The following is a 16,065-nucleotide window of genomic DNA, read 5'->3' on the forward strand; positions in this document are numbered from 1 at the left end:
TGAAATAAAATGGTTACCGCGATTTTAATCCCGATCATATGTCTTTATTTCTATTGGTTGACGAAAAAAGAGATGCGAGAAAATGATCACAAATGGCTCGCAGTCGCTGAAGTAAGAGAAGATGCCATTCTCACAGGTGAGATTAAAAGTATAACGGAAGAAAGACAACGCTTTTATTACCACCGGTATATATTTGTTCAAGAAATAAAATTGCAGACAGAAACAAAGTTAATAAAAGCAAAAAAAATTACACCACTGCAAAAGAATACCCAAATGGATTTATTTACGATTGGGGATGTCATTAGAATATATGGTCATTGGGAAGGAAGCAACTTCCACTTTAATCAATACCAACAAATAAACACGAAAATGGGCTAAAATGAAAAGGAGACATAATTGTCTCCTTTTTTATTCTTCTTTCCGTATGAAATTTTGAGTATAATACTTTTGATATACACCAACACCTAAGTGGGTAAAATCATCATTTAGCAACGATTCCCTGTGCCCATTACTATTCAGCCATCCTTCTACAGCAGCAGGAGCATCGGTATAATTGGCTGCAATATTTTCTCCTGCCGCTTTAAACACCACTTTTCCTGCCTCAAGGCGATCAGAGAGGTTTCCAAATTTCTTTGAGGTATGAGAAAAGTCCTTACTCTCAAACATATCTTTACTGTGGCCAAGAGCAACCTGGGAGGTCTCCTCATCCCAAATCAATGGATCCAAATTATGCCTTATTCTTAAAACGTTCGTAATATCGAGAATCTCTTTTTCTGTACCTTCCTCAATATTACGCCACAATTCTTCGTTTGGCTCATCTGGCTCCAACAGATTCCCCCTATAAACGAGCTCGTATGGACGTTGTTTTATTAAGGTCTCTGCATTCAAAAAACGAAGGCTCGATAGCGTACCAGTAAATTTATCGATGTATAGCTGAACATAGACATCACCGAGGCGGACTAGCGGCCGCATATTAAAATCTGCCTCATTTAATTCAAAACGATAGGAATTGCCATTAAGATCAATGTCAATATTCATCTCAATATCAGTACTATTAAAGATTTCTTCAACCGGCTGGCCAATTTTAAATGGCATTACATTCATCTGCTCTCCAACAGCAAATAGTGTTACGATTTGATTATTATGATCGACGCCAACTTGAATATAACGAGAATAATCGAGATTATATATATACCATTGATACCCATAAAAGGATGCATCAATTCTTTGTGGCTCACCAAATTCATTTTTTAACATAGAAACGTCTTGGCCAATTAATAAACCCAAACCCTCTTTTGGCCGCTCATTAGGTGTGGCTCCTTGAATATTATTATTCTGTTTCTGAGATAACGATTGATTCATTTCTAATCCAGCGTCATCTTTAATTAAGATACCACTATCATCCTTTTCGTTTACGGTGGCGTAAAACCCAATGGTTACAAAAACTGCTGATAAAATGAGAATTCTGATGAGAGAACGCAGAGGCTTTCACCCTCTCTATTACTATTTCTATGTTTATATTATAGATAAAATAATTATATCACCTATAGCATTCGTAGTAATAAAGAATATTATTTTTAACAGTAATATTAAAACAACAAAACAGATACAATTTGTATCTGTTTTGTTGTTTGTTAATGTTGAACTCCGTTATAGTTTGGTTCTGAAATTTCGGTAAGAGCCGTTTTTGCTTGATCATCAGTCAATTCTCTAATTGCAAAGTCACCAAGTGAGACGATACCAACAAGCTTATCACCCTCAACCACTGGTAAACGGCGAATTTGGTGCTCAGCCATTAGCTTAGCTGCTTCTTTCGTTGAAGCATCAGCTGAAATCGTAATCAATTTGCTGCTCATAATATCTTCTACTTTAGTTGATCCTGGATGTTTTTCTGCTACACCTCTAATAACAATATCGCGGTCTGTAATCATACCAACAATCTTTTCCTGATCTACAATCGGTATCGCACCAACATTTAATTCCTTCATTTTTAGCGCAACTTCATATATATTATCCAACAAAGTACAACATTCAACATCATCAGTCATAATATCGCGTATTTTTTCCACTAAGTCGCCCCCTACATAGAATAGTCTTTTACAATAATTTAGGTTTTCCATCTCGGTTTAATTTATTCGCTCATCTATTCATTGCAAGTTTAAACATTTTCAACTATTATTAAATTGACTTAACTTGCTAACCTGCAGTAAAAAACATAAGGGGTAAGGCATTTTTCATAGGAGGGACTAAGTGTGAAATTCGAGAATATCGGAATTGAAAAATTTAAAGCTGATTTAAACCGTTTAGATGAAGTGATGCTTGATCAAGGTTTATATCGCGGAGAACAAGGCGACTATGAACGAGTTACATATGATCGTAAGTTTGAGTTAAAAGAAGGGGTATTTTACTTACGTCTACGCGGCTACGCTGTTGAAGGTGATGTTGGTGCAAATAAAGCTGTCATCCAGCTGATGACCCCACTATTAGGTAAACACTACTATCCACATGGTGTTGAATACGGTGAAGGCGAAAACTTCCCTACTTCATTAGTAAATCAATGCAAGAAAATTCTTGAAGAAGTTAAGACAGAAGTAGAAAAATTTGCAATTTAAAGCAAAACAAAGGCGGATGAATTAATTTTCATACGCCTTTGTTTTTTTTCATTTAGAATCCTAAAATGGCTTTTATTACAGAAGTAGTTTCTCCACCACGGTAGAATACATACAATAATAAATAAACAGCTATACCAGTAATAGCAGTAAAAAACCAGATAACACTTGTAATCGGACCAAGCTTTTTATGCCTTTTTAAACTATTTTTATAGCCAGTATACAAAGTAACGATACCAAAAATTGCCCCAGTTGTAGCTAATGTAATATGAAAAATCAAAAATAAAGTGTAATAGATTTTTATATCCTCCGGGCCGCCAAAAGCCGTATTCCCTATAAAAACAGTTCTTGAGGCATAAATAATAAAGAATAACAGGGCAAAAATAGCAGCAAGGAACATTGTCTTTTTATGTGCTTCAATTTTTCTTTGCTTGATCTGCCACCAACCAATCGCTACCGTAATGGCACTTAAAGCAATGAAGGTTGTACTTATTGTTGGTAAAATCGGTAAGGAATTCATTAAAAAAATCCTCTCTTCAATAATATTCTATGATAATCTTAATTTACTTTTACTGCAATTTCAATTAAAAGAAAATCTCCCATTTGGATGGGAGATTATTTTACCAGAGTCGGCTTAAGCGTTTGTTTCATTTCTTTTTCTGTTTCTGCCTGGTCTTTACGATACCATTCAAAGAATACATGTCCTAAAACAACGCCATAGACAATTTCCTGGATAATTTTCATTAATACACCACCCAGTTGTTGGTCGTGAACCAATGACATTGAACTAAACAACTCCGGTCCTGATATGTTTAAGCCTGCAAACGTAGCCGGTCCAACACATAAGCTCATAACATTTGCCCATATTTCAGGATTTGAATAAGTGGCATAAATAGAATCTGGAGCAAAGATAATTAAGGCACATGCTGGCGTAATTAAGATTCCGTCTGCAAAAATATATCCAACTTTTTTAAGCCCACTTAGTCTTTGATGTTCTGGTACAGGATTTATAAGCGGCCACCACATTAATACAGCGACAATAAATAGTAAGAATGAATAGCCTGCATGCAACCAAAAATTCTGCATTACGCTGTCAAATATCATCGGAATGTGATAAAAGGAAAATAAACCATTAAAAACAATTAAGGCTATCAGTGGTTTGGTTAAGAATTTGAATGAAGATTCGATCCATTTATGATTAAAGATTTTCCTCCAGATCCAAACCGGTATTCCAAAAATAAAAATAGGCGGAATTACCAACACGAGTAATGCCATTTGAGTCATATGGACATAGAACATAAGATGAGCCATTAAATCAAGAGGCGACCCTTTGATCGCATAGATTAGAATCATTGCTAGAATAAATAATCCAGCTTGTTTCTTCGTTAATGTCTCACTATCAGCAAACCTGGTACGATACTTAACTGTTACTAAAAAATAGACAACTGTTAATGCGATAAGTGTTAATAGGAAGTACGGGCTCCAAAGTGCTTTAAAGCCAAAAATATCTAATGTAAGCACCGCATATCACCTCAAAATAATAGATAAATCATATAGTCATTATAACCTTTGCCAATCCGCGACGCAAAGAAATGAAATTCTTTCCTAAAAAAGAAAATCGGCTTCGAGCCGATTTTCTTTCATTTAGATTACCACCAAATGATTGTAACGAATGCAAGAATCGTTACTAATCCCACTAGTAAACCTGAATATAAAAATAATGATGGTGCTTCATGCCCTTTATGTTTCATATGCATGAAATAGTAAAGCTGAAATACAACCTGAACTACTGCTAACAAGAAGATAAAAGGCACTGTAAACCACGAGGTAAAACCTTTTACAGCTACTGCCGCAAATGCAATTAAAGTTAAGAAAATCATCAAGGTAAAAGTAATTACTTGGTGTCTCATTTCTTCAGCATTTTTCTTGCGACGATATTCAATGTCAACTCTTGGGTTACCTGAATTTAATTGTGTATTTGCCATCAGTTTATCCCACCATTCCCATTAAATATACAACAGTAAAGATGAATACCCAAACAACGTCGATAAAGTGCCAGTAAAGGCTTGCTACATAGAACTTAGGAGCATTGTAAAGGTCCAATCCGCGTTTTGAATTACGAATCATTAACGTTAGAATCCATGCAAGACCAAATGCAACGTGACCTCCGTGGAATCCAACCAATGTGTAAAAAGCGGATCCGAAAGCACTGCTAGTAAAGGTATGATGATATTCATGAACATAGTGGTTAAATTCATAAACCTCTAGTCCTAAGAAACCTGCACCTAAAACAAGTGTGATGCCTAACCATGTCATCATTTTCTTAAAATTGAAGTTCTTCATATGATACATAGCGTATACGCTTGTTAAAGAGCTCGTTAATAACAGCATCGTAGCTACAAATGTAAGTGGTAAATCAAATAAATCTGCTGCTAGTTTATGTGTTGAATCAGGCACCTTGTCTTTTAAGGCAAGGTAGGTTGCAAATAGGGAAGCGAATAGTACTGTCTCTCCCCCTAAGAAGAACCAAAAGCCTAAAAATTTATTTTTTGCCTCAAGGGATGCTTTTTCAGGCTCAGCAGGCCATGTCTCTACAGTAAATTTTTCTTCTGCGTGCATTATGCCTTTACCCCCTTATCCTCTTCATCCATTAACTCTTCCTTATGGATATGGAAGCCATGGTCATCCTTAACAGAGCGCATGAACATTGCCCCAAAGGTAATTAATAATCCAATGATTATCACTGGCAATGACCAAGCTTTATCATCCATGTTAAATAGTGCACCAAAAGCAGCTACAAATAAACCGAATGCAATCACAAATGGTAAAAATGATGCGTTTGGCATATGAATATCTCCAAGTGGCTCAGCTGGAGTCATTCCTTTTTTACCATCCATCTTTTCTAACCAATAAGCATCTAATCCACGAACAAGCGGAAGTTGCTTAAAGTTGTAGAATGGTGGTGGTGATGGAAGCGACCATTCAAGAGTTCTGCCATCGCCCCAAGGGTCGTTGCCTACTCTAACATTTTTCACAGATGTCATAATAATATTGTAAAGAAGGACGATAACTGCTAATGACATAAATACCGCACCAAGGGAACTAATTAAATTAGACGTCTCAAACCCTTGACCTGGTAAGTATGTGAATACACGACGCGGCATCCCCCAAAGACCAAGGAAGTGCTGGATAAAGAATGTCATATGGAAACCAATAAAGAATAACCAGAAAGTAATCTTTCCTAAAGTATCATTTAACATCGTTCCAAACATTTTCGGCCAATATAAATGTGTGCCTGCAAGAATTGCGAAAACTACACCGCCGACAATAACGTAATGGAAATGCGCTACAACAAAATAAGTATCATGATATTGATAGTCTGCTGCTGCAGAAGCAAGCATTACACCAGTAACTCCACCAGCAATAAAAGATGGAATAAAAGCTAATGCATAGAGCATTGGAGTTGTAAATTTAACACTTCCACCCCACATCGTTAATAACCAGTTAAAAATCTTAATTCCTGTTGGTACACCAATTGCCATTGTAGCTACAGCGAAAATGGCGTTCGCAACTGGTCCTAGTCCTGTTGTAAACATATGGTGTGCCCAAACCATGAATCCTAAGAAACCAATTAATACGGTTGCAAATACCATTGAAGAGTAACCGAATAGACGTTTTCTTGAGAACATTGCAAAGATTTCTGAGAAAATACCGAAGGCAGGAAGTACTAAAATGTATACTTCTGGGTGTCCAAAAATCCAGAATAAGTGCTCCCAGATTACGGTGTTTCCTCCCATTGTTGTAACAAAGAAGTTTGAACCAAACATACGATCAAACATCATTAATACAAGACCTACTGTTAATGGTGGAAAAGCAAATAAAATTAGTGCCGAAGTAACAAAAGTTGACCAAGTAAATAACGGCATTCTCATATAAGTCATTCCAGGTGCACGCATATTTATGATCGTGACAAGGAAATTAATACCACCAATAAGTGTTCCTATACCGGAAATCTGGAGACCTAGGACATAGAAATCGACACCGTGACCTTTCGATTCCATTGCTAGTGATGCATAGGATGTCCAACCTGCATCAGGTGCCCCATCAAAAAACCATGAAAGATTTAAGAATACTCCCCCGAAGAAGAACAACCAAAATCCTAATGCGTTAACAAATGGAAACGCAACATCACGTGCACCAATCTGTAATGGCATTACCGCATTCATAAAGGCGAATACAAGCGGCATCGCTGCAAGGAATATCATTGTTGTTCCATGCATTGTAATAATTTCATTAAATAAACCCGCACTTACAAAGTCATTGTTTGGCACTGCAAGCTGGATGCGGATGAAGACTGCTTCAAGTCCGCCTACTACGAAGAAAAATCCACCTGCAATAAGATATAGGATGGCGATTTTTTTATGGTCAACAGTTGTTAGATAATCCCATATTGTTGCGCCAAATCCCTTTTTTTGAGCGTAGGTACTCACGCGTTTTACCTCCCTTTCAACTATATCCCCTATTATTCCTGAACTTTTAAGCCCATTAAGTATTCTGTTAAAGCATCAAGCTGATCTTCAGATAACTCTGGATACTTACCGGTCATTAAGTTGCCTGGTTTGTATTTTTCAGGCGTACGTAACCAATTTTTTAATTCTTCTTCATTATGATCTAAAACACCAGCAATTCGTGAACGCTCACCAAAGGTCGTTAAGTTCGGAGCAATCCTGGCTGCCTCAGGTGTTTCATTTGAAGGTGTGACAGCGTGACAGCTCACACAGCTTTGATTAAAGATTTCTTGACCTTCACGAGCCAAATCCGTTTCAGCTTGTTTCGGCTCTTTGACATCCTTCATAGCTGTAACCCAATTATCAAAATTATCGCGACTCATCGTTTTAACTTTAAAGTCCATTAACGCATGGGAAGGACCACATAGCTCAGCACACTTACCATAGAATAAATCACCGGCCTCTTCTGCCTTCTTGCTGTCAAATTCCAGCCAGAACTTATTAACATTATCAGTATTTGTATCAAGCTTTCCACCTACTGCTGGAACCCAGAAAGAGTGTTTTACATCCGAAGACTTCAAACTAAAGTAAACTCTTTCATCTGTAGGTACAACTAAATCCTGACCCGTCACAATTCCTTGCTTAGGATATTCAAATTCCCACCAATATAGATTGGAGCGTACATTAATAACAAGTGCATCAGAATTCTTCTTATCCATTTCTTTTACATCTGCAAGTTTAAAGGTAGCAGCAACCGTAGGAACGGCAAGAATAAGTAGTAATAAGATAGGAATTGTTGTCCAAATAATTTCAAGTTTGTGGCTTCCTTCTACTTGCTTTGGAATAGAATCATCTTTTCTTCTGAACTTAACAAGTACTAGAATAAAGATAATAGAAACAACTAAAATGACTCCTACCATAATAAAAGTACTTAATTTCATTAAATCGTATTGCATGTCTGCAACTTCACCAGCAGGTTGTAACGTCGACAAGTACTCTTTACCACATCCTGATAGAACGAGCATAAGAATAGCAAACATCGAGAACATCTGCCATTTTGCAAGCCTTTTCATGCTTAATCAAACCCCTCTTTCGCATATTGATTTCTAAATTATGTTTTGATCAAAAATGTATGTAGAATTGTTCTTTCTTTATTAGAGAATCCCCTTAACAAAGAAAGAACATCCAGACAAAGCTAAACTAATGTAACAATAACCATTGCTACAAAAATAATAGTTAAATATTGCAATGAGTACACAAACATTAACTTTGCCCACTTTATATCATCTTTGATCTTATATCCATAAATCCCTAAAACGAGCCAACCGATATTTAAAACAGTTGCCAGAATTAGAAATGGGATTCCTAAAGAAGTAAGTAAGAATGGTGTTGGCAACAAAAGTGCTACCCAGATTAAAATGTGTTTCTTCGTTGTTTTAAACCCTTTCACAACAGGGAGCATTGGAATACCTGCTGCGCGATATTCTTCTACCCTTCTCATCGCTAAGGCATAAAAATGCGGGGGCTGCCATATAAACATGATAATGAACAATGCCCAAGCAATCATATCAAGATTTCCATCTACTGCTGCCCAGCCGATTAACGGTGGGACAGCCCCGGATACACTGCCAATGATTGTATTTGAAACTAATTGCCGCTTCGACCATAGTGAATAGAGGACGACATAACTAAAAACTCCAAGCAGTCCTATCACCGTTGCAGTCATTGTTGTAAACAATAAACACATTGTACCCAGACCAATCAGTAAAATACCTAATAGAAGTACTTTAGAGGGTTCGATTCTCCCTGTTACTGTAGGCCTAGCTTTTGTTCTTTCCATTAAAGGATCAATATCACGATCAATATAATTATTAATACTGCAGGAACCCGCAATAATTAAGGATGACCCAACAACGGTAAGGAGAACAATATCTAAATTACCAAGAAAACTTTGACCAGTGAAATGAAGTGCTAGCCATATACCTGTAAAGGTGGTAATAATATTAGAATTCACAATCCCAATTTTAATAAGTGCTGTGAAATCTTTCCAAACTGAACTTTTTTCTAAAGTTGAATTGAGACTTGAGGCCCCATTCTCAATTGACGGATCACCAATTACCTTTGAATTGGACATCTATTCCCCTCCTAAAAACCATTTTCAATCTCCTAAAAACCGTACTAAATATTGTTTATCATTATTAGATAAATTCTCATAATTAAATAAAAAAGGCGTGATTCAGATAACACTTTCTCTGTATATTAAATCACACTTTCGAACATTTTTGTGAATTTTTTTCGAATAATTTTTGACTAAATTGTGTCCAACATAATCCGACACCAAAAACAATACATTTTTTCCTAAAATTCTAGTTAAAAAACAAAAAAACATTGATACGGCTCAAATTTTTGAAGATAATGGATGAGAGAAAAAGACTCCAATTATAGTTCTAACAGATTTCCCTTTAAACCTCAATCGTTTTCACTATAATAATAGTGGAAACCAAAAATTATTTATTCACCCTTATTTTTTATCATCTTTCCTTTTTTCCAAGGATAAATTCTGTTCTTTTTTAAAGTAATTCGTTATGATGGATAAGGGCTTATTCCGTTCCAACATTTTTTATTAATTATACTGTCAAGAATATTCTTTGACAAATTATTGAACTTATTATTTAAGTAGGTGATTTTCTTGCGTCGCTCTTTAAAGTGGCTAGCTGTAGCCACTACTATTGGGATGATATTTGTTTTGTTAGGTGGAGCACTTGTTACAAAAACGGAATCTGGAATGGGGTGTGGCAGATCCTGGCCCCTATGTAACGGACAATTTATGCCTACAGAGATAACTCCAGAACTAGTAATCGAATTGGCCCACAGGCTTGTCTCTGGTTCAGTTGGTTTCATGGTTCTGATTCTATCTATTTGGAGTTGGAAAGTAATCGGGCATATCCGGGAAACAAAATTCCTCTCATTTTTGTCATTTTTCTTTTTAGTTTTACAAGGTTTAATTGGGGCTGCTGCAGTTATCTGGGAGCAATCTGATTTTGTTCTTGCCCTGCATTTTGGTATTTCTCTCATATCTTTTGCCGCTGTGTTTTTATTAACCTTATTAATTTTTGAGATTGATAAAAAGTTTGAAGCAGATAAACTCATCATTGACAAACGAATGGGGTTTCATATCACTTCCGTATCCATTTTTAGTTATTTTGTGATTTATACCGGGGCACTTGTTCGTCATACGGAATCAAGCTTAATATGCCGAGATTGGCCGTTATGTATTAATGACTCATTCGCACTGCCAAGTAATTTATTTGAGTGGGTACAAATGGGCCATCGTACTGCAGCAGGGGTCATATTTATTTGGATTGCCTATATTGCATATTTGGCGGTCAAGCATTATAAACATCAAAAAGTTATCTATTGGGGCTGGATCGTCGCTTTTTTACTTGTTTCATTACAGGTAATGTCCGGTGCATTTGTTATTATCACCCGTTTAAATCTGTATATCGCCCTGTTCCATGCATTGTTTATTACTTGTCTTTTTGGAATGCTTAGTTATTTTCTATTGTTACTATCAAGATCAAGAAAAAATAAACAAAGCTAAAAAAAGTTGCCGAATATCCGGCAACTTTTTTTATATTACTTTTCAAGTTCTATTAGCAGGTCCCCAGTTTGGATGGAATCCCCACTCGTTACATGAATATCTTTAACTATCCCTGAGTAAGGTGCTTGGACAGTTGTTTCCATTTTCATTGCCTCTGTAATCATTAAATGATCACCTCGTTCAATCTTTTCACCTTTTTCAGCTAAAACTTTAACAACAGTACCTGGCATTGTCGCGGCGATATGCTGCTCATTTTTAGCATCAGCCTTTAATCTTGCTGTTACAGCTGATTTGATACTTTCATCTTTAATATTAACTTCACGGGGTTGTCCGTTTAATTCAAAATAAACGACACGTGTCCCATCTGCTTGTGGCTGACCAATCGAAACTAACTTCACTATAAGAGTTTTCCCCGTTTCAATTTCCACTTCAATTTCTTCTCCGAGCCTTAATCCATAAAGGAATGTTGGAGTATCGAGGAAGGAAATATTTCCAAACTGTTCTACCGTATTTATATACTCTTGAAAAACCTTGGGATAAAGAGCATAGGAAAGTATTTCTAAGTTTGTAACCTTTCGCCCTAGTTCTTTTTCGAGTTCATTCCTTAAACCATCGAAATTAACCTCTTCTAGCAGTTCACCTGGCCGGACTTCTAAAGCTTTTTTACCTTTTAATATCACTTTTTGTAATTCTTCTGGGAACCCTTGATACGGCTGCCCTAAATAACCTTGGAACATTTCAACAACAGAGTCTGGAAAGTCTAGAGATTCACCTCTTGCCAGCACATCTGCTTCGGTTAAGTTATTTTGAACCATAAATAGCGCCATATCGCCTACTACCTTTGAAGAAGGAGTTACCTTAACTATATCGCCAAACATTTGATTGACTCGTCCATACATTTCTTTTACCTGTTCCCAGTCCTCACCAAGACCTACACCCTTCGCCTGCTGCTGAAGATTACTATATTGTCCCCCTGGCATTTCGTGCTGGTATACTTCAGAATGAGGAGCAATCATTCCTGACTCAAAATCATGATAATATTTTCGGACATCTTCCCAGTAATAGGAGAGCTGCTCTAATGAGTCAATTTTAATATTTGGTCTCCTACTCTTCCCATCAAGAGCATAGTAAAGTGAATTTGCACTTGGTTGTGAGGTAAGTCCCGCCATTGTACTTAATGCTACATCTACAATATCTACCCCACCGTCGATCGCACGTGAATAAGTAAAGATTCCATTTCCGCTTGTATCATGGGTATGCAGATGGATTGGTATATTAATCGACTCTTTAAGTTCTGAAATGAGACGGTAAGCCGCTTCTGGTTTTAATAGTCCTGCCATGTCCTTAATCCCTAATATATGAGCACCTTGATTTTCAAGCTCTTTAGCCAAGGATTTATAGTACGTTAAATCATATTTTGTTTTTGTGGTATCAAGAATATCTCCCGTATAACAGATAGAAGCCTCAGCAATTTTCCCGGAAGAACGAACAGCATCAATCGCCACTTCCATTCCTTTTACCCAGTTTAAACTATCAAAGATTCTAAATACATCAATTCCTTCTTTAGCTGATTGATCGACAAATTCTCGAATAAGATTATCAGGGTAATTTTTATAACCAACCGCATTTGAACCACGAATCAACATTTGAAACAGAACATTCGGAATTTTTTTCCGAAGCATTCGCAGCCTTTCCCATGGATCCTCTTTTAAAAAGCGGTAGGCGACATCAAATGTTGCTCCTCCCCACATTTCAAACGAAAATAATTCAGGTAAAAGCTTGGCTGTCGGCTCAGCAATATGCAAGATGTCTGTTGATCTTACTCTTGTAGCTAATAATGATTGATGGGCGTCTCTAAAAGTCGTGTCTGTTAACAACACCTGGCTTTGCTCTTTAATCCATCTCACAAGTCCATCAGGACCGGTTTGATCAAGAATTTGTTTTGTTCCAAATTGATAAGGCGTGTCATATTTTAATTTTGGTATTCTAGGTTTTGTAAATACTGGTCGCTTCTTTTTTTCAATACCAGGGAATCCATTCACAGTTACCGTTCCAATATAGGAGAGCATCTTCGTGCCCCTATCTTTACTAACTGGAAAAACGAATAGCTCCGGTGTTGTATCAATAAAGGAGGTATCATATTCTCCTTTTCGAAACTTTTCGTGTTTAACGACATTCTCTAGAAACGGGATATTTGTTTTTATTCCACGAATTCTAAACTCTCGTAAATTTCTGACCATTTTGGATGCAGCTTGCTCAAATGTTAATGCCCATGTTGAAAGCTTCACAAGTAAAGAATCATAATACGGGGTAATAACTGCTCCTTGGAATCCGTTTCCAGCGTCAAGACGAACTCCAAATCCCCCACCGGAGCGATAAGCCATAATCTTACCGGTATCAGGCATAAAATTATTTAATGGATCTTCGGTTGTAACACGTGACTGAATCGCAAAGCCATTGATTCGGATATCTTCCTGTGCTGGAATCCCGATAATCGGACTATGAAGTTCTTGACCCTCAGCAACTAATATCTGAGTATGTACAATATCAATCCCTGTGATCATTTCCGTGACAGTATGCTCTACCTGGATCCTCGGGTTTACTTCAATGAAGTAAAAGTCATTTCCTGAAACAAGAAACTCAACTGTTCCCGCATTTAGGTATTCTACATTTGCCATTAATTTAACTGCAGCAGCACAAATTTCCTCGCGTAATTGCTCCGAAATTGAAACGCTTGGCGCCACTTCAACAACTTTTTGGTGTCGTCGTTGAACGGAACAATCCCTATCAAATAAATGAACGATATTTTTATGAGCATCACCAATAATTTGAACCTCAATATGCTTAGGTTTTTCAATAAGCTTTTCTAAATAAACCTCATCACTGCCAAAAGCTGCTTTTGCTTCCGATTTAGCCCGTTCAAAAGCTTCTTTCAGTTCCTCTTCCGTTTTGACAATTCTCATCCCTCGACCGCCGCCGCCTAGTGCAGCCTTAATAATTATTGGAAAGCTATGAGTTTCGACGAAATTTAGTACGTCACTTAAATCGTTTACTGGACCATCACTTCCCGGAATAACTGGAATACCGGCAAGTTCTGCCTGCTTTCTTGCCTTAACTTTGTCACCAAACATATCTAAATGTTTAGATTTCGGTCCGATAAAAATAATTCCTTCTTCTTCACATCTTCTTGCAAAATGAATATTTTCCGATAAGAAGCCATAGCCTGGATGAATGGCATCTGCACCGCTGAATTTAGCGATTTCAATGATTCCATCTATATCTAAATAAGCATCTATAGGTTTTTTTCCTTCTCCAACTAAATAAGCTTCATCAGCTTTGTAGCGGTGATAAGAGCCTGAATCTTCTCTTGAATATATTGCTACCGTACGTATATTTAACTCCGTACAAGCACGAAAAACACGGATCGCAATTTCCCCTCTGTTTGCTACCAAAACCTTTTTGATTTGTTTCCCCAATAGAAGCACCTCATTCTCTCTATTATTTTATAAAAAACGCAGGGAATTTTTGTTCCCCGCGTTATCAACGCAATTTATATACATTTCCTTCTTGCAGGGTTATCTTTTTTTCCTTCTCAGACTGCTTTGTTTTGTATTTACTTTCATATTTCACAAACATAGAAACATTCACGAGAATTCCTGAAGCAATTGCTAATTGAAGAAGCGATGATCCACCATAACTTACAAATGGCAATGTTACACCAGTAAGCGGAATGATTCCCGAAACACCTGCAAGATTAATAAATGACTGAATTCCAATCATACTAGAGATTCCAATCGCTAATAAACTGCCAAAAGGGTCTTTACAGCGCAAGCCAAGATAGATCCCTCGCAAGACAATGTACCCTAGCGTAAGAATGACAAAACTAACTCCCCAAACTCCAAGTTCTTCGGCGATTACTGCCATGATAAAGTCCGTATGTGACTCTGGTAAATAACCTAGCTTTTGAACACTCTTCCCTAGTCCTAGCCCATTTACTCCACCAGAACCGATGGCAATATAAGAGTTTGCTAGATGAAAACCTGAACCTAGTTCATCGGCAAAAGGATCACTTAATACGGAAAATCTGTCCTTACGTTTATCGGAAAAAATTTCATCCTGTAATGCAAGGATGACTGGTGACATCAATATCAATCCAAGTAAAATTAACTTGATTATATTTTTGAAGTTCATTCCTGACGAAAGAATAATCGTACCAGCTATTAAGCAAATAATAATGGCTGTCCCAAAGTCTGGTTGAAAAGCAATTAATCCACAGACAATTACTAGGTATGCTAACGGAGGAAGGACGCCATGATTAAATTTATTAATATATTCTTGTTTTTTGGCATAAACTGCAGATAGATAAATAATTAATGAAATTTTTACAAATTCAGCGGGTTGAATACTAATAAAGCCTAAGTCATACCAACTTTGGGCATTCCCTCTAACTTGTCCGAAAACAAAAAGTCCTAGGAGAGCAATGATAGAAAAACCAACCATTGGTAGTAAGAATTTCGTACTTTTCATTATTTTATAAGGGAATAATGCTGTCACACCAAAAATAATCGCAGAAACTAATAGATATAGTTTTTGTTTCTGGTAAAAATAATCACTTGGAACATCATATCTTTGGACAGACGATGCTATGCTGGCACTATAGACCATGACCATACCAAATAGGGCTAAAAGTATAATGGAAATGATGATCGAATAATCATAGGACTTAAATATTTTCTTAATCATATAATAACTTCCTCGATTTCAAAATTGTCGTTATTACTATTATAATAGAAAATCCTACGAATTTCTTGAGGAAAAGTTACTGTACATCAAGATTTTAAATAGAGAATATTCCGAAAAAGGAATATAATAAAAAACTCAAACAACTCCCTGATACATTGTTTGAGTTTTTTAGTTATTTTCTTATGGATGCATCGTGAAGCGCTGATAATTCTCTTTCTAATTTATCTAAGATCGCTTTGCCATCCTTGACGTCAATTAAGCCCAATCTAACCGCAAATTCAATCTCTCTAGATAACCCAAACATTTGCGTGTCCAATACCTCTTCATAAAGAGGGCATTGAGGCATCGTGAGATTATCCATTTGCACTTTAATAAGCTTTAATATCTTTTCAGCGTCAGCCTGCAATAAGGCATATGCTTTTTCGTGATGATTCACAACCATTTCAGACGCCAACATTGATCCCCCCATTTCAGAGCGATTACCAATCTATCTATAAATTTTACCTTTTACTAGTGAAAATTGCAAGAACATTAACGCAATGAATACCATGATTGTCCAAATATGACATTCCCCATCATACAGGTTATACTTTTATTGTGTAGA

15 protein-coding genes are annotated in these 16,065 nt (G+C 36.7%); 3 read left to right on the top strand and 12 right to left on the bottom strand.

What is annotated here, in order from left to right; translation table 11 throughout:
- The first annotated feature begins 9 nt into the window (after window positions 1-9).
- Window positions 10-378: a hypothetical protein gene (locus tag ACWM35_RS02405; protein ID WP_454815117.1), complete on the top strand. Its 369-nt coding sequence runs from the start codon at window positions 10-12 to the stop codon at window positions 376-378.
- Window positions 379-408: 30 nt separating this feature from the next.
- On the opposite strand, the gene ACWM35_RS02410 is transcribed toward ACWM35_RS02405, so the two are convergent.
- Window positions 409-1,362, bottom strand: coding sequence for a CAP domain-containing protein (locus tag ACWM35_RS02410; RefSeq protein WP_454815119.1), 954 nt, complete (start codon window positions 1,360-1,362; stop codon window positions 409-411).
- Between the two features lie 272 nt (window positions 1,363-1,634).
- Complete coding sequence (locus ACWM35_RS02415) at window positions 1,635-2,069, bottom strand: CBS domain-containing protein (RefSeq protein ID WP_454815121.1); 435 nt, start codon at window positions 2,067-2,069, stop codon at window positions 1,635-1,637.
- A 183-nt stretch (window positions 2,070-2,252) separates the two neighbouring features.
- Here ACWM35_RS02415 and ACWM35_RS02420 point away from each other — a divergent pair, with 183 nt between their 5' ends.
- Window positions 2,253-2,612: a YugN family protein gene (locus ACWM35_RS02420; RefSeq protein ID WP_454815123.1), complete on the top strand. Its 360-nt coding sequence runs from the start codon at window positions 2,253-2,255 to the stop codon at window positions 2,610-2,612.
- A 52-nt stretch (window positions 2,613-2,664) separates the two neighbouring features.
- On the opposite strand, the gene ACWM35_RS02425 is transcribed toward ACWM35_RS02420, so the two are convergent.
- The 7 genes from ACWM35_RS02425 to cyoE all read right to left on the bottom strand — a co-directional run bounded on the left by ACWM35_RS02425 (window position 2,665) and on the right by cyoE (window position 9,251).
- Window positions 2,665-3,129: a DUF420 domain-containing protein gene (locus ACWM35_RS02425; protein ID WP_454815125.1), complete on the bottom strand. Its 465-nt coding sequence runs from the start codon at window positions 3,127-3,129 to the stop codon at window positions 2,665-2,667.
- Between the two features lie 95 nt (window positions 3,130-3,224).
- On the bottom strand, window positions 3,225-4,130 hold the full coding sequence (gene ctaG / locus ACWM35_RS02430) for a cytochrome c oxidase assembly factor CtaG (protein WP_454815126.1): 906 nt from the start codon (window positions 4,128-4,130) through the stop codon (window positions 3,225-3,227).
- Window positions 4,131-4,258: 128 nt separating this feature from the next.
- Window positions 4,259-4,594, bottom strand: a complete 336-nt coding sequence (ctaF, locus tag ACWM35_RS02435; protein WP_454815128.1) for a cytochrome c oxidase subunit IVB — start codon at window positions 4,592-4,594, stop codon at window positions 4,259-4,261.
- Window positions 4,595-4,598: 4 nt separating this feature from the next.
- Complete coding sequence (locus tag ACWM35_RS02440; protein WP_454815130.1) at window positions 4,599-5,228, bottom strand: cytochrome (ubi)quinol oxidase subunit III; 630 nt, start codon at window positions 5,226-5,228, stop codon at window positions 4,599-4,601.
- A complete protein-coding gene (ctaD, locus tag ACWM35_RS02445; RefSeq protein WP_454815132.1) occupies window positions 5,228-7,099 on the bottom strand; it encodes a cytochrome c oxidase subunit I in 1,872 nt (623 codons plus the stop codon). Before ctaD ends, ACWM35_RS02440 begins: the two co-directional genes overlap by 1 nt.
- A gap of 32 nt (window positions 7,100-7,131) precedes the next feature.
- Complete coding sequence (coxB, locus tag ACWM35_RS02450) at window positions 7,132-8,190, bottom strand: cytochrome c oxidase subunit II (RefSeq protein WP_454815134.1); 1,059 nt, start codon at window positions 8,188-8,190, stop codon at window positions 7,132-7,134.
- Between the two features lie 122 nt (window positions 8,191-8,312).
- On the bottom strand, window positions 8,313-9,251 hold the full coding sequence (gene cyoE, locus ACWM35_RS02455; protein WP_454815136.1) for a heme o synthase: 939 nt from the start codon (window positions 9,249-9,251) through the stop codon (window positions 8,313-8,315).
- 555 nt (window positions 9,252-9,806) lie between these two features.
- Between cyoE and ACWM35_RS02460 the strand changes: the two genes are divergently transcribed.
- On the top strand, window positions 9,807-10,718 hold the full coding sequence (locus tag ACWM35_RS02460) for a COX15/CtaA family protein (protein ID WP_454815138.1): 912 nt from the start codon (window positions 9,807-9,809) through the stop codon (window positions 10,716-10,718).
- A 35-nt stretch (window positions 10,719-10,753) separates the two neighbouring features.
- On the opposite strand, the gene pyc is transcribed toward ACWM35_RS02460, so the two are convergent.
- From pyc to ACWM35_RS02475, 3 genes are all read right to left on the bottom strand, one after another.
- On the bottom strand, window positions 10,754-14,194 hold the full coding sequence (pyc, locus tag ACWM35_RS02465) for a pyruvate carboxylase (RefSeq protein ID WP_454815140.1): 3,441 nt from the start codon (window positions 14,192-14,194) through the stop codon (window positions 10,754-10,756).
- Between the two features lie 64 nt (window positions 14,195-14,258).
- Window positions 14,259-15,461, bottom strand: a complete 1,203-nt coding sequence (locus ACWM35_RS02470) for an FtsW/RodA/SpoVE family cell cycle protein (RefSeq protein ID WP_454815142.1) — start codon at window positions 15,459-15,461, stop codon at window positions 14,259-14,261.
- Between the two features lie 172 nt (window positions 15,462-15,633).
- Window positions 15,634-15,918, bottom strand: coding sequence for a YlaN family protein (locus tag ACWM35_RS02475; protein ID WP_454815144.1), 285 nt, complete (start codon window positions 15,916-15,918; stop codon window positions 15,634-15,636).
- Between the last annotated feature and the right edge of the window lie 147 nt (window positions 15,919-16,065).

The sequence above is a fragment of the Neobacillus sp. K501 genome, assembly GCF_053749995.1.

Coding starts and splice junctions, on each gene's coding strand:
- ACWM35_RS02405 (WP_454815117.1), top strand. CDS start 10: ATGGTTACCGCGATTTTAATCCCGATCATATGTCTTTATTTCTATTGG.
- ACWM35_RS02410 (WP_454815119.1), bottom strand. CDS start 1,362: ATGAATCAATCGTTATCTCAGAAACAGAATAATAATATTCAAGGAGCC.
- ACWM35_RS02425 (WP_454815125.1), bottom strand. CDS start 3,129: ATGAATTCCTTACCGATTTTACCAACAATAAGTACAACCTTCATTGCT.
- ctaF (WP_454815128.1), bottom strand. CDS start 4,594: ATGGCAAATACACAATTAAATTCAGGTAACCCAAGAGTTGACATTGAA.
- ACWM35_RS02440 (WP_454815130.1), bottom strand. CDS start 5,228: ATGCACGCAGAAGAAAAATTTACTGTAGAGACATGGCCTGCTGAGCCT.
- coxB (WP_454815134.1), bottom strand. CDS start 8,190: ATGAAAAGGCTTGCAAAATGGCAGATGTTCTCGATGTTTGCTATTCTT.
- cyoE (WP_454815136.1), bottom strand. CDS start 9,251: ATGTCCAATTCAAAGGTAATTGGTGATCCGTCAATTGAGAATGGGGCC.
- ACWM35_RS02470 (WP_454815142.1), bottom strand. CDS start 15,461: ATGATTAAGAAAATATTTAAGTCCTATGATTATTCGATCATCATTTCC.
- ACWM35_RS02475 (WP_454815144.1), bottom strand. CDS start 15,918: ATGTTGGCGTCTGAAATGGTTGTGAATCATCACGAAAAAGCATATGCC.